At 39.2% G+C, this 20,103-nt stretch carries 19 protein-coding genes; 2 read left to right on the top strand and 17 right to left on the bottom strand.

Annotated features, from left to right (window positions below):
• Positions 1–73 precede the first annotated feature (73 nt).
• The 4 genes from ABX891_RS19420 to ABX891_RS19435 form a co-directional block, all read right to left on the bottom strand.
• Positions 74–556 carry a hypothetical protein gene (locus ABX891_RS19420; RefSeq protein WP_010552961.1) on the bottom strand — a complete coding sequence of 161 codons (483 nt, stop codon included), beginning with the start codon at positions 554–556 and terminating at the stop codon, positions 74–76.
• A complete protein-coding gene (locus ABX891_RS19425; RefSeq protein ID WP_354630426.1) occupies positions 556–1,278 on the bottom strand; it encodes a hypothetical protein in 723 nt (240 codons plus the stop codon). The genes ABX891_RS19420 and ABX891_RS19425 overlap by 1 nt, the downstream gene beginning before the upstream one ends.
• Before the next feature lie 307 nt (positions 1,279–1,585).
• A complete protein-coding gene (locus ABX891_RS19430) occupies positions 1,586–2,131 on the bottom strand; it encodes a DUF7010 family protein (RefSeq protein ID WP_165742590.1) in 546 nt (181 codons plus the stop codon).
• 55 nt (positions 2,132–2,186) lie between these two features.
• Positions 2,187–2,591, bottom strand: a complete 405-nt coding sequence (locus ABX891_RS19435) for a hypothetical protein (RefSeq protein WP_007375644.1) — start codon at positions 2,589–2,591, stop codon at positions 2,187–2,189.
• A 255-nt stretch (positions 2,592–2,846) separates the two neighbouring features.
• Here ABX891_RS19435 and uvrA point away from each other — a divergent pair, with 255 nt between their 5' ends.
• Positions 2,847–5,399: an excinuclease ABC subunit UvrA gene (gene uvrA / locus ABX891_RS19440; RefSeq protein WP_165742592.1), complete on the top strand. Its 2,553-nt coding sequence runs from the start codon at positions 2,847–2,849 to the stop codon at positions 5,397–5,399.
• A 120-nt stretch (positions 5,400–5,519) separates the two neighbouring features.
• Here the strand turns inward: uvrA and ABX891_RS19445 are convergent, their stop codons facing one another.
• Positions 5,520–6,407, bottom strand: a complete 888-nt coding sequence (locus tag ABX891_RS19445; RefSeq protein ID WP_354630427.1) for a haloalkane dehalogenase — start codon at positions 6,405–6,407, stop codon at positions 5,520–5,522.
• Between the two features lie 180 nt (positions 6,408–6,587).
• Here ABX891_RS19445 and ABX891_RS19450 point away from each other — a divergent pair, with 180 nt between their 5' ends.
• Positions 6,588–7,100 (top strand): MarR family winged helix-turn-helix transcriptional regulator, encoded by a 513-nt coding sequence (locus ABX891_RS19450; RefSeq protein WP_024605653.1) that lies wholly within the window; start codon positions 6,588–6,590, stop codon positions 7,098–7,100.
• Between the two features lie 72 nt (positions 7,101–7,172).
• Here ABX891_RS19450 and ABX891_RS19455 read toward each other — a convergent pair whose 3' ends face one another.
• The 12 genes from ABX891_RS19455 to ABX891_RS19510 all read right to left on the bottom strand — a co-directional run bounded on the left by ABX891_RS19455 (position 7,173) and on the right by ABX891_RS19510 (position 19,967).
• Positions 7,173–7,664 carry a DUF2798 domain-containing protein gene (locus ABX891_RS19455; protein ID WP_354630428.1) on the bottom strand — a complete coding sequence of 164 codons (492 nt, stop codon included), beginning with the start codon at positions 7,662–7,664 and terminating at the stop codon, positions 7,173–7,175.
• A 284-nt stretch (positions 7,665–7,948) separates the two neighbouring features.
• Complete coding sequence (locus ABX891_RS19460) at positions 7,949–8,419, bottom strand: DUF4234 domain-containing protein (RefSeq protein ID WP_149593161.1); 471 nt, start codon at positions 8,417–8,419, stop codon at positions 7,949–7,951.
• A 133-nt stretch (positions 8,420–8,552) separates the two neighbouring features.
• Positions 8,553–9,122 (bottom strand): hypothetical protein, encoded by a 570-nt coding sequence (locus ABX891_RS19465; protein WP_309169290.1) that lies wholly within the window; start codon positions 9,120–9,122, stop codon positions 8,553–8,555.
• A 1-nt stretch (position 9,123) separates the two neighbouring features.
• Positions 9,124–10,341, bottom strand: coding sequence for a murein transglycosylase domain-containing protein (locus ABX891_RS19470; protein ID WP_309169291.1), 1,218 nt, complete (start codon positions 10,339–10,341; stop codon positions 9,124–9,126).
• Between the two features lie 19 nt (positions 10,342–10,360).
• Complete coding sequence (locus ABX891_RS19475; RefSeq protein ID WP_354630429.1) at positions 10,361–11,074, bottom strand: hypothetical protein; 714 nt, start codon at positions 11,072–11,074, stop codon at positions 10,361–10,363.
• Positions 11,074–12,369: a hypothetical protein gene (locus ABX891_RS19480; RefSeq protein WP_149593165.1), complete on the bottom strand. Its 1,296-nt coding sequence runs from the start codon at positions 12,367–12,369 to the stop codon at positions 11,074–11,076. The genes ABX891_RS19475 and ABX891_RS19480 overlap by 1 nt, the downstream gene beginning before the upstream one ends.
• A 9-nt stretch (positions 12,370–12,378) precedes the next feature.
• The gene (locus ABX891_RS19485) at positions 12,379–13,746 is read right to left on the bottom strand and encodes a hypothetical protein (RefSeq protein WP_354630430.1); all 1,368 of its coding nucleotides are present in this window, start codon (positions 13,744–13,746) and stop codon (positions 12,379–12,381) included.
• Positions 13,743–14,873, bottom strand: a complete 1,131-nt coding sequence (locus ABX891_RS19490) for a hypothetical protein (RefSeq protein ID WP_354630431.1) — start codon at positions 14,871–14,873, stop codon at positions 13,743–13,745. Before ABX891_RS19490 ends, ABX891_RS19485 begins: the two co-directional genes overlap by 4 nt.
• An 8-nt stretch (positions 14,874–14,881) precedes the next feature.
• The gene (locus ABX891_RS19495) at positions 14,882–15,784 is read right to left on the bottom strand and encodes an LPP20 family lipoprotein (protein ID WP_354630432.1); all 903 of its coding nucleotides are present in this window, start codon (positions 15,782–15,784) and stop codon (positions 14,882–14,884) included.
• Positions 15,784–16,512 carry a hypothetical protein gene (locus ABX891_RS19500; RefSeq protein WP_149593168.1) on the bottom strand — a complete coding sequence of 243 codons (729 nt, stop codon included), beginning with the start codon at positions 16,510–16,512 and terminating at the stop codon, positions 15,784–15,786. The genes ABX891_RS19495 and ABX891_RS19500 overlap by 1 nt, the downstream gene beginning before the upstream one ends.
• 303 nt (positions 16,513–16,815) lie before the next feature.
• Positions 16,816–17,433 carry a LysE family translocator gene (locus ABX891_RS19505; RefSeq protein ID WP_338411068.1) on the bottom strand — a complete coding sequence of 206 codons (618 nt, stop codon included), beginning with the start codon at positions 17,431–17,433 and terminating at the stop codon, positions 16,816–16,818.
• Positions 17,434–17,504: 71 nt separating this feature from the next.
• On the bottom strand, positions 17,505–19,967 hold the full coding sequence (locus tag ABX891_RS19510; RefSeq protein ID WP_354630433.1) for a S9 family peptidase: 2,463 nt from the start codon (positions 19,965–19,967) through the stop codon (positions 17,505–17,507).
• Positions 19,968–20,103 lie beyond the last annotated feature (136 nt).

The raw sequence follows: 20,103 nt of genomic DNA on the forward strand, positions 1-20,103 counted from the left end.
GCCAGACCTGAAGTAAGCGTCTGGCATTGGTTTCTAAAAAAATGTTAATCCACGTTACTTTGTTCTAAGAAAATTATAATGGAGCTGTATCAATATTGATTTGATAAGGCTTACTGACAAACTCAGCCATTTTTATACACTCCTTAACTGCAAATCCTCGTCCTTTGTAGTTTGCGAAAGCAATATGAGTATTATCAGTTAACACTGCATATAATCTATAGTCATGTGTGTAGCCTTTTCTAGGTATAGCTTTAAAGCCTTTAATATCTGATAGTTTATACACACGTTTAAAAATAGTATATAAACTACTCGACTTTAATTCTAAGGTTTGCTTTGCGAGATCAAAACGACATACATAGCCACCAAACAGACCACTCCACCCTAGCCAGCATATAAACCCAGATACCCATATCGGTAATGATTTTGCTTCATCAGAATTGAACACATTAATTAGTCCGATAAATAAAAAGAAACCACACAACAAAACTAGCAATAATCTAGTTAACCTTGGTTGTCGATAAATAGCTAGCTCACTAGATAGTTCTTTAAAATACATTACAGCACTCCGTATTTAACTAAGCCCGCAATGGCTGTAAAAACAAAAAATGGCAGGGATAGTTTTATTAGCGATTTGCGATTCCATATTTCAATGAAAACAGGATCTTCACTATTAAAATCTACATCTTCCAGATGAGATTTTGAATTAGCTTTTTTAGTACCATGAGTAATTTGAGGTGAGCTATATAATTCACTTTGAGCAAACTTTATCGGTGTTTTATTTGGCCAATCCGATATGGATTCAACAGCAGTAGTATTATATTTTGTATTTAAAAACGAAATGAACATCTTAGCATCTGTATACTGTTTAAATTCATATAACTGATCAACAAACTTAATTTGATAAGGGCCTTGCGCGCCTATACTACTCAATTCAAATGATAGTGTATCAAACGATGTAACAACTTTACTTCTTTGAAAGCAACCCCATAATGCGGTTTTTAAATTAAGCTGTTTTTCTGTCACGTTAAACTCTAAACGGCTCTTTCGACCAAAAAGCAATATAGATATACTTAAAAAGAAGCTTGCAGAAGTCGCGAAGAAAATACTTTCCCCTCCTTCGCTTGCAACTGTCATCACAATGCTGATAATTCCAGGAATAAGCATAATAAACGCAAAAATTTTGCTTGTCATTTCGCGTCTTGAGGGCATTGATGTATTACCACTTTGATCTGTTTTGAGGACTTTTTTTATAAGCTTGGATAGATTGTTATATTCCATTACTTCAACCTTAAAATTAATTATTACCTTATTTACATTAACATAAAGTAGCTAAGTAAACCTTATCTCACGATACTCATATCGCTCCTTATACAGGAGCAAAATTATTATTTACAAGACAACAGTTAATCCAAGTCAGGAAAACCTTAAATGCATTTGATATAAAAAGATGACCGTCCGGTTATCGCTCTAAGCCGACTAATGGATACATGCAATTTGCAAATACTCAATACTTTAAAAGCCTTTGCTTTATACCAAGCTGAAGGGTAACTCCAGCAGCACATTATTTTGTGATTATAGGGGCTTATTATTCTGTTTTTAAAACCATACCTTTCGATTGGGCAAATATCACTAGCGCAAATACTATTTCGGTTATCCCGCCAATAAAGGCGCCGATTACAAAATTGGCATTTAATACAATACACAACATGCCAAAAAACATAAGCGAAGCACCTAAAATCCAGTACACTTTCATGCCATATAAAGTGTTGAAAACTAAATAGCGAACACCAATTATCATCAGCATTATTGAATAAAACCATTCAGCTTGAAGTTTTGCTACGTAAAACGCTAAAAACAAACCAACAAATAAAATAATAGTGCTTTCTAAGGCCAATTTACCTAATGGGTTTTTAGGGTCATGATTGCCAGAGCGTTTAAGAGCTTTTGAAAGTAGCATGGCTAAAGGATGTATAAACATACCACCAAAAAACAAAGTAAGCATACTCGATTGATTTGAATGCAGTAATGCGACAAAGCCAGCTATACACCAAACCAAGCCAGACACTAATACACCGGTTCCACCACCGAAGTATGCGAGGTTCATATTTTGTTGCGCATCTTCAAACTTCATAAAAACCCTTAATTTTAGAAATATCCCTAATTTAATATTATCGCATCGTTATTAGTTACAAATCGTTACTCGAATACACACTTAAAATAGGGAATTTATAATCGGCAAACGATACAGTTACCGATTGTGTTTCGTTGCCTTTGAAACCGAGTTTAAATTCCATTGGCATGAATCGGCTGCCGTCAGCAAAAAGTGCAAGTAAGTGCTCCTCGCCTAATTCTCGATTGCCCGACGATAAGTTAGTTAGCGTTATAACAGCCCAGCGTTCGCCCTCTTCATTGCTCATTAATACATAATTAACGATTTTAAAATCCCCTTTTTTAGGGGTTATGTTGCTATCGTTTGCAAACGATAAGTGCATGCTATTTGGTACTGCACGGTCAACATTTAGCGCTTTAATAGAGTCGGCTTGGGTTGCCCACGAAAGCACCAATAAAATGATCACTAAGGCTTTATTCACTGTTAGTTCCTTTTTATCACCAAGTAGAATACCTAGTAAATTACATAACAATAACTGTTTAAATTATATTCGCATTCCATACCTATTATGTAAACAAACAATCATCGCAATTTTACCCAGCGCTTTGGCTGCGCCGCTGCAGACTAAGCGCTCATTCAGTTTGCTTGCGCTACTTTAGGGTAATAACGAGTGATAAGAGTAAATAATTAAAGCTAACTTAAAGTAAAAAGCGCGATTAAACAGGAGTATAAACGTATGGCAAGCACACATAAAAACTCAACAATGGATTTATCTGATCCCAGTAATAGCATTCAAGTAAGAGGGGCACGCGTTCACAACTTAAAAAATGTAGACGTTGATTTACCTCGTAACGCATTGGTTGTTTTTACAGGAATATCGGGCTCTGGAAAGTCGTCGCTTGCGTTTGGAACGCTGTTTGCTGAGTCGCAGCACCGTTATCTTGATTCAGTATCGCCTTACGCCCGAAGGTTGATAGATCAAGTTGATGAGCCCGATGTTGATTCTATTGAAGGGCTACCGCCTGCCGTTGCTTTGCAGCAGCAACGCGGCGCACCGTCGGTTCGCTCATCCGTTGGCAGCATAACAACTATTTCTAACGCGCTACGTATGCTTTACTCACGCGCAGGTGAATACCCAAAAGACCAAGGTATACTTTATGCTGATGCGTTTTCGCCGAATACGCCACAAGGTGCGTGCCCAGAATGCTCAGGAATAGGCCGAGTGTTTGAAGTAACCGAAAAGCTACTTGTGCCAGACGATACAAAAACTATTCGCCAGCGCGCCATTGAAGCGTGGCCACCAGCATGGCAAGGTAAAAACCTAAGCCGTATTCTTACTTCCCTTGGTTATGACATAGACACACCTTGGAACAAACTTTCTAAAAAAGCACGGGATTGGATTTTATTTACCGACGAAACACCTACTGTGCCGGTATACCCAGATTACACCTATGAGCAAACACAGAATGCGATAAAAAATAACGAAGATCCAAGCTACATGGGAACTTTTTCAAGCGCTAAACGCTTTGTTTTACAGTCTTTTGCTACTACCCAAAGCCCGCGTACTAAAAAGCGCGTATCGCAGTTTATGCAAATATCGCAGTGCCCTACTTGCCAAGGTAAAAAATTAAAACAAGCATCGTTAAGTGTTAAATTTGCAGGGCTCGATATTGGCGAGCTATCTCAACTTACATTAAACGAACTTGCTAAAAAGCTAAGTAACGCCGCCAGCACCAAAGTAAATAAGAATACAAAAAATCCAGAGCAAGCCATTGTTACGCAGCGCATTGCCAGTGACATTCTCACTCGTATTGAAGCACTAACCATGCTTGGTTTAGGGTACTTGTCGCTTGAGCGTACAACGCCAACGCTCTCACCCGGAGAACTACAACGATTGCGACTTGCCACACAAATTCGCTCTAAATTATTTGGGGTGGTTTACGTGCTAGATGAACCTTCAGCGGGTTTACACCCTGCCGACACACAAGCACTTTTAAAAGCGCTCGACGAGTTAATAGCGGCTGGCAATTCTGTATTTGTTGTTGAGCACGATGTTAGCGTTGTTAAACATGCCGATTGGATTGTTGATGTAGGCCCTGATGCAGGTGTGCATGGTGGCGACATTATTTACAGCGGCCCTGTTGAAGGGTTAAGCAAAGTAAAAAATTCGCACACTGCCCGCCACCTTTTTGCTAAAAATGTCAGTCAAGAGTCTACTCAAAACAGCGCGCAAAAAAAGGAGCAAAGGCAGCCAAAAGCGTGGTTAAAATTAGCTGATATTGAGCGTAACAATCTTAAAAAACTCAATGCAGAATTTCCATTGGGTGTTATGACAACCGTTACTGGGGTTTCGGGCTCTGGTAAATCAAGCCTAGTAAGCCAAGCACTAGTAGAGCTTGTTTACGAAGCACTTGGGCAAAAAATAATAACGGAAGCGCCAACCGACGAAGCCGACTTACTCGAACAGGAGCTGCAAACACACACCAGCGGAAAAATCATTGAAGGTATAAATAATATAAGCCGCCTAATTACCGTAAATCAAAAAGCGATTGGCCGTACCCCTCGTTCAAACTTAGCTACCTACACGGGTTTGTTTGATCACGTGCGTAAACTATTTGCTTCAACCCAAAAAGCAAAAGAGCGCCGTTACGATGCCGGTCGTTTTTCGTTTAATGTAGCTAAAGGCCGTTGTAAAAACTGTGAAGGCGTTGGCTTTGTAAGTATAGAACTGCTGTTTTTACCAAGCGTTTACTCACCTTGCCAAGTGTGTCATGGCAAACGTTATAACGAGCAAACACTTGAGGTTACATATCGTGATAAAAACATAAGCGATATCCTTAATTTAACGGTTGAAGCGGCGCATACCTTTTTTGAAAACGAACCTGCAATACTGCGAGCACTCGATGCACTTATGCAAGTAGGTCTTGGGTATTTACGTTTAGGGCAACCTGCAACTGAGCTTTCTGGCGGTGAAGCGCAACGTATTAAATTAGCCACCGAGCTGCAACGTGCGCAGCGCGGCAACACGCTTTATGTTCTTGATGAACCAACCACAGGGCTGCATCCATCTGATGTATCAATGTTAATGTCACAGTTAAATAAATTAGTTGATGCTGGCAATACCGTTATTATGGTTGAACACGATATGCAAGTAGCCCGTAATAGTGACTGGGTAATTGATGTAGGCCCTGGTGCTGGTGAAGAAGGCGGCTTAATTGTAGCGCAAGGTTCACCCGAAAAAGTGGCAAGCGTAAAGGCGAGTAAAACCGCACCATTTTTACTTAAATAGTTAATAGATGACGCTTTTAGTTGTATAAAAGCGTCATCTATATATGGTAGTTAACGCTGAAAATAACAGCTTGAGATAGATTAATTATCCAAAGTTCAGGTTTACTAATACATCCCGTTTTTATCTTGGTAACCAATCTGAAATAGCTTTACCTATTTCGTGCGGTGAATCTTCTTGAATATAGTGAATACCGCTTACGGTTACCTCAGTTAGGTTTGGCCATGTGCGCACAAAATCTCTTGCGTAACCAACTAAAAATGCACCCGGTTCAGCATTAATAAATAGCTTTGGAATATCGTGAGAGTTAGCTAAATAGCTCGCATAGCTTTTAACTAAAGCCACGGTATCGGCAGGCTCTCCAGCAATGGGCAGTTGGCGAGGCCCTGCTAAAATTGCACGGCGATCTTCTCCTGCATTTATAAAGGGTCTGCGATACTCATCATGCTCTGCTTGAGTTAATTTGCGTGCAATGGTCGCTGGTAATATTGTTTCAATAAAAAAGTTGTCATCAAGCACCATTTTTTCACCCTCAGCTGAGCGCATAGTGCCAATAGGGCCGTGCAAATCTTTAGGAAAATCGTCCCATGTTGGAAAGTCAGTAACAATTGCTTCCATAAACGCAATTGCTTTTACAGCATCACGATGTGTATTAGCCCAGTTAAAACCAACGCCTGAACCCCAATCGTGCAGCACCAAGGTAACGTTATTATTTACACCCAACGCTTCTAAAAGTGCAAATGTGTATTTGCTGTTTTCAGCAAGTGAGTAGCTGCCTTCATGGGTGTTATCTAACTTTTGTGAATCTCCTAATCCAATCATATCGATAGCAATTAAACGCCCTTTTCCTTGCAAATAGGGCATAACGTTTCGCCAAAGGAAGCTAGATGTAGGGTTACCATGTAAAAATACAATAGGATCACCTTCGCCTTCATCTATATAAGCCATTTTTTTATCTAATACAGTTTTAAACTTTTTTGCATAACGTAATGTTTCTGAATTATTCTTCATTTAATTATATCGCTTTATTTAACTGATGAGCTGGCGGTAAATCCTCGCTCATCTAATTTGTGTAATATTCGAAGTAGATTAACTAATTTCGAGTTAATATACATGACTGAGTCACACAATAAATGAAAGCGCTTAATTTGTCACTATATTTATATGATCGAATCACATATAATTAAATTTATGAAAAATGAAAAATATATATCAAATTTAATCGGCACGTTTGCTACTTCTGTTTCTAATGACATTGAAAAACAGATTGCCGAATTAGGCGGGCGAAGCCTAAGCCACGAAGCGGCACTGGTCACTATTTACAATCATCCTAATGAAACCATTGATGTACTAAGCAAGGTTTTAGGCTTAACGCATTCTGGTGCAGTTAGATTAATAAATACACTTGAAAAAGAAGAACTTGTAGAAAGGCGAAAGTCAGTAAAAGATGCCCGCTCTGTTGTTTTATGCGTAACGGATAAAGGCAGCCAAAGAGTTGAACTAGTACTAGGCAGCAGAGAAACAGCCACCTCTAAAATACTAAACAACTTTAATGATGAACAAAAACAAAGCTTTTTAAGTTTGATAGAAATAGCACTTGGCAGCCTAACAACCGAGCAGGTAGAAGCACGTAAAATATGCAAATTATGTAACGAAGGTGTATGCCGTAAACAAGGCTGCCCGGTAGAAAACTCAATTAAGTAACTAATTACTTCATGCATCTGCCCACTATAAACGTATTAAATTATTTGCTTTAATACGTTAGCGCTCAAAGTGTTAGCTTTTTAAAAAGCGTTCTATTTTAGGTTTTACCGTAACCGACATTATCAGCATTATAGTTAAACCTATTGGTAATGCGGCTAATAACCCTTCAGCCCATCCAGTTACAAATACACGCATATCTGCATAGCCAATATTATTAGTAGCGGTAACAAACGCCATCACCGACTCCATGATCAGCGCCATAAAAACACTAATAACTAAATTACGTTTTAGCTCGCTACTAGTAGGCAATAACTTATTAACTAGCTTGTGCATTAAGGTCATCATTACAAAACCAATAGGCGCCATAACCAATACTGCACTTATAAATGAGGTAAACCAATCTATATAAAAATGCTCTGTAACACCCACATTCACATGAGTCATAATGCCAGTTAGAGTACCGCCAATTAAGGTAATAATACTCACCATAACCAGTATTTTATAAATTACAGGTGTGTTTTTAGGCTCAACCATTACTGGGTTTGCTGATACGGGTGTACTCATTATTGGGCATGCCTTAAGCGTTAAATAGATGACAAAATCAACTACAACAAATTAATTGATAACGTCAACTAATTTCAAATTCCCAAATAGTAGTTTTATTTAAAAAATGAGGAGTAACTAAATGCTAAAAAAGTAATTTCTTATGGGGCTAAATAAGAATGGTAGGGGTCCTGCTAGCTAATGCTAGAACAATTACTTTAAGTGATAAAGTTAATACATTAATTGGCTAGCAAACAGTTGGTTATATTTTACTAAAACCAACTGTTAAATTACGAAAATATTATTTATAAATTATCAGCTTTAGGTTCTTGCCCTGATAATATTTGTTGTTTTCTCTGAGCTTCTGGTAAATCATTAATACAATAATTGATGTAATAAATAGTTAAAAAGAAAGTATAAATACCATTCATTCTAAGATCCACTTTATGTTCTGTTAGTGCGTATTCTTGTAAAGCACTTTTTGCACGGAATGCCCAAATAATATATAGGACCCAAGATGCAATAGTAAGTAAACCAGAAATAACATCCAAAGACTCCTCACCGGTACCCACCAAAGCACCACCAAGCCCCACGCACACAGCTAACCAAATCAGAAATGTATTGTCAGCTATCTTTTTAGAGGTTAATTTCTCTAGCTTTGGTGTATTTATAAACATCCATATAATTGCATAAATACCAGCGGTAACAAATGTAAGAAGTACTAAATTCAAAGTTTTAGTGTTGATGTTGTCTTTTAATTCCGTGATAGATGACATTATGTCTCCTTGTTTTACTACGATTGAATTAGGACTAATGATAAATATTAGCCCTATAAAATTTATTAATCTGATTTATATTTATTATCATTTTAAATATTAGAATTTAGCTTTTAATATTTAACTCAATAAGTTACTTATTTAAATTTTCTAACTCTTTTTCAAGATCTTTCATCGCTTTTTGGGCTTTAAACTCTTCGTAAAGCGCTTCTCGTGAACTTGGGTCTAAACGCTTACCAGATTGAGCGACTAGGTTATTAAATGTTTCTTGTGTATTGCTCATTACAACAAATGTACAAAGCTGCTTTACACCGTCTAATTTAGCAAAGGCAACTTCTTGTGGAATAGCGCCCACAAGGCTTTGCTGCGCAACCTGCTTACTTACTTGCTCAAAAGTTCCACCAACGTTTAGCTCATCATTACTTTGCGCTTTACGTTGATATAGCTTGTCCATAACGCTTGCTTTAACTTGTATTTGCTGTGATAAATCGGCGCGAGCTGCTGCAATTGCTTGCGCTCTATCGGTAGACATACTGCCCGACCAAGGAACGCATGACGACGACGCTAAACCTTTATCAGACACAGGCAATAACACCCAGCTTGGTACTGAATCGTTTTTTGCCAATGGCGCAGATTGCGTGTTTTCAGTGCTTGAACACGCACCTAAAGCTAAAGCAGCTATAACTGGTAATAATTTTTTCATTTTAAATTCCTTTCAATTGCTTTTGATAATAAGCGGTGCGTTTAACCACTTTTTGTAAATAATTTCGGGTTTCTTGCGCAGGTAAGTTGTTAACCATTAAGGTATAAATTTTCTCTGCAGGCATTGAATTAGCAGCAATACTTGCCTGGTTAAGTGATTTAGAACCACTTAACGTTTTGGCTACGTTACCTGGGCCAGTATTATAAGCTGCAATACTCATATAAATTCTTGATTGCTCATTACGTACATTTTTAAAGTAACGACTACTTAAAATATGCACATAAGTACTCCCTGCCTCTACGTTATTATCAGCCTGAAATAAGTACTCAGGACTAAGTAATAGCGGTTTACCTTGCAAAAAGTTGCTCACATCTTTACCCGCTGAAGTAGGCACTATTTGCATTAAACCAAAAGCAGGAATTGGCGAACGGGCAAGCGGGTTAAAGCTTGATTCAGTGTGTATAATTGCCAATAATAATGCGGGATCTAAGTTATAACGTTTAGCTTGCTGTTGAACTTCTGGTAGGTAACGCTTTGCTTGATTCGAAAGTGTATTATCGGGCAATTTATAGCTAATTGTTACTCTGTTTTTTTGTTTAGTTATAACAGGTGCCTTGGCAGTGAGCACCTGCTCTACAATCTCTGTAGAGAGCACTGTTTGCTCGGCTATTTTTTTAGGTTGAATCGTTGTTGGTGACTTACTTTGCTCAATTTTTCTATTTAAAGGCTTACCCGTTGAGGTAAAACTTTTGCTGTTTATTGTGTTATTAGCCGCAATATAAACCGGATCATTTGAAAGTGTTTTATCTACTGTTACTTGTGAAAGCTCATTTAATTGATCTTTTGCATATTCAACAGCTTGTTCGTCGTTTTGGCTATTTAATAACTCAACTACAACTTCACCACTTTCAAAATTCACACTGGTGCGTTTATTTAAATCATCACTGTATTTTACCCACACTTTTGAGCTTGGCAGGTTTGGGTCTTGCCACTTTTCGGTTACTTGTTTTAAATATGCACTTTGCGCATCATGCCAGGCACTTACAAACGCTTCAAATTCTTGCTTTTGCTGTTGCTCGTACTGGCTAAACTCACTTTGCTGCGCTTTTAAAAAAGCCTCAAATTCGGCTTCTTCACTTGTTTGAGCTAAGCTATTTAAGCTAAGTGTTAGACAAGCTAACGCGCTAATTTTTAGTCGTATTTTAACTTTTGAGTGCATTTTTTATATCCCTATAAAATTAAAAATAACTACTTAAATCATCAGCAGATAGATTATCAAACTCAGTTTGAGCGGATAAATTTAAACGCTTACAGTCTATGCTTTCGCATTGCTGAGTTAGCGAAATAACTTGTTTATAACGCTCATTAACAAACCACGTTTGTGCAACAGAGGCTTTAGCTTCATCGAGTTTTAACTCACTCGCTTTTAAATATTTATCGAGATAGCTCAAACGTTGCTCCTCTGGCGACAGAACAGCGGCTAATGCTACTGCATCAGACATTGTTGTAGGGTGATTCAATGCAACTTGTAATAAAGGGCGTAAGTTTGCTTTATCTTTTTGGCTACCTACTTGCCAAGCAGCTCTAACGGCAAGTCCAGCTTCGTTTATATCTTGCGCAGCAGGTGTTACAACGCCAGTACAAGTTAACCATTCCTGCTGTTTTTCTTGCTTATAGTCCATAATTTCAGCGTCAATAAAGCTTACCGACTCTGGCAAAGCTATATTGAGCTTTTTAGCTAAAGTATTTTTAATAATACTGCGCTGTGGCAGGGTCAATGCATTTCGACATGCCTGCTCAAGCGCATTTTTTGCACTCGATTTTAACGCCATTACTCGGGCGTATTGACCATTAGTCTGACTTTTAAAAAAAGCAGTTTGTTGTTCAATTGTTTGCTCTGAGTCGAAAGTGGCCGAAGCCACCAACGAAAGCGCTAAAATAGGTGCTAGCATTAAAGTTCCTTTTCGCTCGCTACTTTACCTGATGCACCCTGAGGGTTAGCCGCTTTTTCGTTTAACCCACCGTGTGCTTTTATTTTGTGGCCGTGGTGACTTACACCGTTAACAGTTTGGCCATTATTACCTTCCATCTCTTTAGCTGCTTTGCGTGCTGTAGCTTCTAAGCTTGGCGCATAAACAGCTACGCTGTACTGCCAAAATCCATCATCACTTGCAAAGCTTTTAACACTTACACCCGGTGGTAATTTACCTTTTGCAACGGTTGAGTACTCATCAGACGTTTTTAATTGATTCAAAAATGTACTTCGGTCTTCTTCTAAAATTTCTACTTGTTGTGGGTCGTTTAAATTAGGATCTTCATACTCAAATTGCTTTGTACCTTCCATTTGCTTTTCGTCAAAGCTACCTTGCCAATACACTTTTTCGCCTTGGATAGTGGCAAGCAACGCAGAACGCGCGCGAGTTTGCGATTGTGATTTAGCAACGCCTTTAAGCTTGCGAGCAACATTGCTATTTCTATTTTGACGAGCAATTGCAGACCCATAACCTAAAACGATAACTTCACCAGTATCAGCATTAGTAAGTACTTTGGCGCCAACAGGTGGTAAAACACCACTCTTAACATCACTTATTACTTGTTGAAAAATTACATTGGGCTCAGTAGTTACTGCTACAGCACCACGATTACCTTTAATTTGTGAACGTGTTTTAGGAGTCGATATTAAACTTACGCGTACACCTTTCTCACCAATATTGTCGTACACGTCATAAGTAACAAAACCCGCTAACGAACCCGATACAGACTCTGTACACGCTTCCATCATATTAGTTTGTTCGTTTGCCGTACCTTCAACGCCCGTATCTATAACATCCATTCTTGCAGACACTACATTGCTACATTGATGTTCAACACCTTTCATATTTTCAATTAATTGTTTTTTCGCAATTAAATAAGCTTGATTATAAGCACCACGTTTAGACAGCAACGTCGCATTCATATTTTCGTAGGTGTTATAACTTGCACTACCAATAGATAAAATACCGGTGCCGCTGCCAACCTGAATCATTTTAATACCGTCTTCGTTGTCATCCATCAGTGCCTGATGAGCAACAGCAACTGCAACGTTTGTATCTTTTGCAACCACTACATCGCCAGAAACCTGTGCTTGTTCAGCACCCGCTACTTGCGCGCCAGGGCGAGCTGGGATCATATCTGTTAAGCTAAATTCTTCCGCTGCGATTGCAGGCATAGCTAAAACCATTGCTAATGTTAATATTTTTAATTTCATCATCTATCCTTATTTGTACCTGAGTGTAAAATCGTCTTCGACTGTAATTTTTGAAAGGTTTTTTGCTGTTATTGTTATGAGCGCCTGATCGAGCGCATGAGCAAGTTCACCGGTATTACCTTTAAATCTAAGGCTGGCTACAGTATATTTTTGCTGTTTATGTATAGATACATCACTTACTCCACCTAACGTACTTAATACATCATGCAATTTTTCTGGTTGCGTTAGCTTATTGCTTGGCAGCATGATTTCACGAACCAACCCCCCTCTTGCAACAACTTGAGTAAATGCATTATTAAGCGTGTTATGAAGTGCCTTTGATTGTGACTCACTCGCCAAATGTACTGCCATTAAATCTTTTTCTACGAAAGAGTCATTAGGCAACGACATAAATGAAGGGTCGTTTTTCCACTGACCATAAATGTTTCCAGCTAAATCTCTAACATCAGCACTTAAATAAAGCTGTCTATTATTGCCCCGCTTAATCACTTCAGATTTTGCATAAATAACTAAACTAGCCGCGTTACCAACTTCAATACCTTGCTCGTTTAGCCAAACTTTCAGCTCTGTTTTTAATGGCTCTGGCGCAATAACTTGTACTCTAGGCGAACCAATCATGCTCAGTAATTTAGATGCTTTTTGAATGAGAGGTGCTTTCTCTACAACAGCCAAAACGGTGACTTCCACACCTCCATTTTGCAGTTCTTTGGTTTGCAGCGTTTGCCACTCTTTAACAAGCCCTTCACTATGACTCGAAAGTTGTTGCCCTATTAGCTCTTGCATATTTGTTGATTCGGTTCCATCAACAATATTCATACTCATGCTTGATGATTGAGTATGCTGCTGAGTAAGCCACACACCTACAACTTGCGATACAGCACGTTGCAGAGCATCTTGCTCTGCAATCGTCAGTGCTGTTTTACCTTCTTTTTTCCAGCCTTGGCCTATTACTGTCACACTAATATTTTGAGTGGTTTGCTGCCAGTTTTGCTCTTGCGGCTCTCCTAACTCTTGCGGGTTAAGGCTTACAGTCATGCAAGTGTCGTTACCACTAAGCGTAGGCGTTGAGTAATTTAAAGGAACGGCACCAGCACTCAAACCTTCCATCATCGTAGTGCGTTGCTGCTCATATAAGCTGGCGGCATCATCATCTAAACTTGTTGTTAAATGTTGCTGCGCACTTTGGGTTGTTAGGCTTTTATTACCTTTAATAAAACTTATAAGCTCAGCACTAGCCTGTGCTTTTGCACCCGAAATAGCCGTACTACCTCGTCCATATGCACATGCCTGAGTTTGTAGCGTACCATCAGACAATACATCCACTTGAGCTTGCGCACTCAAAGAACATAATGCTAATAAGCCAAGCTTTTTTATCATGTACGATTCTCCAAAAAGTCAGCTGGTGTACCTACAGAAACAGCAAATATTTTTGTACCATTTGATGGGCGATAAATTCCATTTTCGGCTTTATTTTTAACATCATCAGCCATATCAGAATCTTTCCAGCGGATAATTTCGCCCTGGGCACTGTTAATAGAAGGGTTTACATTTGCAACGCCAATTGGCTCAACGAATCCAGCTTCATAGCTAAAAACTATCATTGTTTCATTAGGTAATACACCCGCATTTTGGCCTCGGTCTAAACTGATTTTACTACCCTTAATGCCTAATACTTGTGCTGTTGCAGGCATTTCACTCAACATACGAGTAAGTAAAATATCAATACCACGCGATCCCATGTCACTAAGTACTGCATTTACATGAGCACTTTGATCAAAGTGAAAACCCGCAGCGTATCGTCCGCTTACGGTTGTAAATTTTAACTCCGAGCGATCGCGTATATCTTCAGATTTAACGCGAATCTTTCCTAAATTAGGATGCGACAGCTTTTCACGTGTTTGCGGATTTATCACACCGGTTGTTAGCTCTAATGTGTAATCGGCCCAATCTGTAATCGCGCCTTCAGTTTTTAGTGTTCTTAATGAATCAATTTTCACGACAAAATCGGGGATTAATGCTTTCACTTCGGCACGTTTGGCCGCTGTTTTTACGCCTTGCTGTTGTAAAATTAATTGCTGCTCTTTTGAAATAGCTTCGTCATCACGGGTTACTATTCTGAAGCGATTAATACCTGCAAATTGATTTTCAAGCATGAGTAATAAATTTTTATTATCAAATTCACGCATCGCATCAACACCAATACCACTGCCACTCACGCCAGCTAAGTCAAAGTACATACGTACAATCGGTTTTTTAAGTGGGCAGCTGTCGGTTTCATTATTTACATCGAACGTACAACGCTCTAAGCCTTGTGTATCAAAATAAGCTGGCATAGTTATATCTGCATCGTTAAATATGTATACACTTTTAGCTATAACAGCATTTGAAGCAGTATTACTCACATTACCCTGCTGAGTAGAACGACCTTGCTGTGGTGTAGAATTACAACCAGCTAATAAGGCGAGTGTTAGTGCAGATAGAGCTAATTTTTTTACTAATTTCATTGCTATTCCTAAATATCAAACAGCCACTGGCTAGCAGGCGCTTTAAGTTGATGTACTAAATTATTGGTTGCTTTTTGCTTTGCATTTTCTTGTGTTGCAGCGCTTTCTTGCGCAACAAGATCCTGTTGCAATAACACTTTAAAAGGGGTTGAACTGCGCGTAAGCGCTAGAGTTAAAATAGCTTTAGCAGAGTATTTATTATTAGATTTAGCATACTGCCAGCGTATTTGAGGGCGCACCCATAAGCGTGTACCGCCGTTATGAGGGAGTGCATTATTGAGTGCAGATTTAATCTCGCTAATGTTATTAGCGCCTATCACATCGCAAGAAACAGCATTTAATGCCTTTGCTTGCTCAGTTAATAAATTATTTAAAGTCGATTGAATAAATAGCTTAGGCCCGGAAAGGTGCTCTAATACTGCTAATTTTTTTGTCGCAACATTAAGTTCGCCACTATTTTTAAGCGCCCAAATAAAGCGTTGTTCAGTGTTATTTTTTGGCGCAAAAATGCGAGATAATTTTGATAAATCAGATTTAAGATTTTTCACTAAAATCGATTTTTTAACACCCATTTTTAAAGCAAATAAGTTATTTTGCTCAAGCGCATCAAGCTCTTCTAGCCCAGTCAACGTAAACGGTAAGCTAGTTAAAGTAGTTGCTTGTTCAAAATAGTTGCTTGATTGGTTATCTTGCTTTGTTAGCTTTTGTGTTTGCTGCGTACTTGCATCAACACTTAATTGAGTGATAATATCGGCTAAAGCCGCTTGCTTTGCAGCTAAGCGACTTTCACCTATACCAACCGCAGTGATATATTCATCACTTTTTTGCGGTTGGGTTACCCAATCAGGCCAATTTTGAGCAGAACAACTAAAAGCACATGCTATTAAAAAAGCAAAAATGCTTGTTTTCATTAGCCTTTCGCTTCTTGCTCAAGTTGTAGCTCATTTATAGCAGTTATTGTTGCTTGCTCAAGCTCTATAATGTCGTTTGCTTCAAGTGCTAACGCAAGTTGATCTTTTGCTTTAATAAGCGCGGTGCCTATATCTTTAGAATCATCTTCTTTTGCAGAATCTGTATTTTCTTCGTCGCTAGATAACCAACTAGTCACGTATTTACCACCTACATTTATAGCGGTCGCTTGAGCAACTGCTGTACTATATTGACTTAAAATATAAGCAGACTTAGCAATTTCGACAGTTAAATCAGTCGCAAGTGCAACATTTTGCTGATAAATTCCTTCATTTGCTAAGTTATAAGCTGCGATTTTATGACCAATTTCTTCATCTTTATTTTTTGCACCGGCATCAAATTCAGCAATAGCTGCTTGAAGCTGTTCTGGTGTAGATTTTTGATGGGCATACAAAAAGGCTTGTACATCACGGTAGTTATCTGTTTGAGTGCGGTATTCGCCCATAACTTTGCGCTGACGTTCAAGTATAATTGCAGACATATTTAAAAATTCGTCAATACCGACTTGAACTGTTACCGGGTGAAAATAACCTAAAGTATCCATCCGAGTTGTTAACTCAGCAACAGCTGCATTTCGGTCTAAATTAGCAGAAGTATTAGTGTCAGTTGTTGAAACACAACCAGCAAAAAGAGGTGCAAAAATAAGTGCAGATAGAATAGCTTTTTTCATGGGGTAATTCCTTGTACGTTCAAAAGGCAAGAAAGCACAAAGCTAAGCCGTTGACTTAATTCATTCTTCCTTGAGTATGTAACTAGAATTATCGAATTTATAAAAAAATGCAACACAAAAAAATAAAGAAAACTTAATTACTCATAAAAAAAAGCAACAAATGTAACCACAGCAAGGTGTTCAGCTTAGGTTAATACTTTTGGCTCATTTTTGTATAATAGCTCTATTTACTTAATTTGAGGTTAAAAAACCCCCTGATCTGTGCAAATATTGACCAGCCATATTTGTCATCAACCTTAATAATTAGCCCAATGCTAACCACACGCCCACTATAGCCATTAAACTACCAGCAATACGGTTCATCCATTTAATATTATCACCACGGCTTAAAAATAAACGTAAGCTTTTACCGCCTGTTGCGTAAGCTAACATACTTAAAAACTCGGTGGTCATTATAACGCCAAGCAATACTAAAAGCTGAGGGGCTACAGCATGCTCAACACTTATAAAGGGTGGCAGTAGTGAAATCATAAACGCCCACCCTTTAGGGTTAGCAATTGCGGTTACAAAACCTTGCGTAAATAACGATTTCCTACTTACGTCACTTGGTTTTGAGGTATCGACCGACATTTTTCCTTTGGCTCGCCACATGTTAACGCCAATATAAATTAAGTACGCACCGCCTACCCACTTTAAAATAGCGAACGCTTCAGGGTAATTTAGCATTACGCTTGCAACACCTAATACCGCAGCTATGGCAACACTTGCAACACCTAACAGCTCGCCTATCATCATCCATAATGTGCGGCGCACGCCAATGCTCATACCGAGTGTCATGGCAAGGGTCATACACATACCAGGCGTTATCGACACAAAAAAGAACGTAGGAATAAAAACCGCAAGTGCTGCTACATCAATCATTAATTTACTCTCATGTTAAAAGCAAAAGCGCGGCTATAAGTAGCCGCGCTGTTACTTACTCATTTTTATTACTATTGCCCAGCACTTACCACGGGTTCAGTAATAACCTCTACTGGCTCTGCTGTATCATTTAACAAATACTTATCTAACCACTGTTCTTGTTCCCACAACACATGTAATAAGCTTTTACGCGCACGGTAACCATGTGCTTCATAAGGGAGCATTACTAAGCGAGCATCTTTACCTAAACCTTTTAGGGCTGCATACATGCGCTCACTTTGCATTGGGAAGGTTCCTGAATTAGGATCTTCTTGACCGTGGATCATTAACATTGGTTCGTTAATTTTTTCAGCGTGAAAAAACGGCGACATATTAGCGTACACACTTTGTGCTTGCCAAAAATCACGCTCTTCTCCTTGAAAACCAAACGGCGTTAATGTGCGGTTATACGCGCCACTGCGGGCAATACCTGTTTTAAATAAATCGCTATGCGCCAATAAGTTAGCAACCATAAATGCACCATACGAGTGCCCTGCTATGGCAATTTTGTTTTTATCGGCAATGCCTTTTTTAACTAATACATCAACAGCTGCTTGCGCACTTGATACTAACTGCTTTCTAAAGTTATCGTTTGGCTCGCTGCCATCAATACCCACTATTGGCATTTTAGGGTCGTCAAACACAGCAATCCCTTTAGCAAGGTAAGGCATTGGGCCCCAATAACCAATGTAGGTAAACGCATAAGGCGATTCGCGAACTTGCGATGCTACGGCTTTATCTTTGTATTCAAGTGGGTAAGCCCACATAAGTACCGGTAACGGGCCTTGTGTTTTATCGTACCCTGGTGGTAAATAAAGCGTGCCCGAAAGCTCAACACCGTCGTCGCGTTTATAACGTAATTGCTCTTTAGTTACGCCTTTAAATGCAGGGTACGGGTGCTCAAATGTCGTTAATTGCGTTAACGTGTCGTTATCTAAATCACGTATAAAAAAGTTAGGTTGCTCAGTTTTAGATTCGCGAATAGTAATAAAGCGCTCACCTTCGTCATCAAGTAGTGCACGAACACGCTCATAGTATGGCGCTTCTGATTGCCATAAACGCTTGCTGCTATTTGTTTTAACATCGTACCTATCTAAAAACGGCACATTACCTTGCTCTGAAGCACCATTACCGCGCAGGTAAATATAACGCCCGCCTACAATTTTAATTACGTTTGCGCCTAAATCGTTGCGCTCGTAAATTGCATTACCTGGGTCTTTATACGCATCGTTGTAACTACGCTCTGAAAATAAAACGCGGTTTCTGTCGGCATTTCGTGGCTGTACAACAAAGGTGCGTACTTGGCGATCGCTAAAGCGCCAGTCTGTCAGCATGGCTACGTTTTCGTTGCCCCACTCCATTCCCGCATAACGGCGCTCTACTTTGGCAAATAATTTGGGCTCGCGTTTAAATGGTGCACGTAAGCTGTAAACATAATCATGATGCTCAACGTCGGTTTTCATGTCGCCGCCATCTTGTGCTTCTGCCCAAATAACTTCAGCGCCTTGATCGGCTCGCCATTCAAAATCACGACGGCCAGTGCGTACACTGTCGTAACCTTGTGGAATATTATCGGCAAGTGGCTGTTTTGCCAGCTCTGCTAATGCATAGCCGCGCATGCCCCATATTTGCCATGTGCTTGCAAAGCGGCTATAAGGCACTTGATACGAAAACGGCTCATTAATACCGGCAACTAAAATATTGGTAGAATCAGGTGATACCGAAAACGATTTAAATAAAGAAGGGCTACCTATTGCTTGAGTATTGCCATCAAGCGTTATGTAAGCCAATTGCCCTTGGCCGTAAAACTTAAACTGTGATTCATCATACGGGCTGGTTAATAAATTTTGGTAAGTACGTGCTGGTGCTTTTTCGCCAGTACTTTGTTGAATAACAGGCACTACATTTTGGCTGTTATTTTCAAGCCTCGGTTTACCAAAATTAACAGCAAGATTTGCAACAATGGCGCTGCTATCTGGCAGCCATTTATATGGTGAGGCAGTTAGTACCGAATTTAACGCAGCACTAGTTAACTCTTTTGCTTGTTTGGTTTCAACGCTGTAAAGCCATAAGTTGGCTTGGGTTGGTTGCTCAACAACAAAGGCTAAATATTTACTATTAGATGACCATTTAGGTGAGCGGATAATGCCATTAGGTAAGTTGTTAATGCTAATAACCGACCCGCTTTGAACATGCTTTAGCTCCACGGCACTAAATTTGGCACTCACACGAGAGCGCGAAAAATTAGCGGGGTTTAGCTTAATACCAGCAAGCTTAAGCTCTTCTTTTGCAAGTTCATCAAGGGTTACTACACGTTTGCGCTCAAAAAGCGCTAGCCACTGGCCATCGCTCGATAAGTAACTAGTGGGTGCTAACTTAGCGTCAACCAATGCTGCAAGTTCAGGTGATGGGGTTTGATAGCCCTGCTCGGCGTAACTTGTTGGCACCAATGCCGCACAACAAATAAAGGCAACTAACAGCCTAAAAGCGCTCATGTTTTTATCCTTTTGTTATTTTTTACTCTTATAGGCGTATATAAACACGTTTTGCTTTGTTCATAAAGTATTAAGGTAAGTTAAACACCTCTAAAAGATGACTTAATAGTGCTGATTAAGCTAAACTACAGCGCTA

The organism is Pseudoalteromonas sp. NCIMB 1079, from assembly GCF_040567695.1.
GTDB lineage: Bacteria > Pseudomonadota > Gammaproteobacteria > Enterobacterales > Alteromonadaceae > Pseudoalteromonas > Pseudoalteromonas distincta.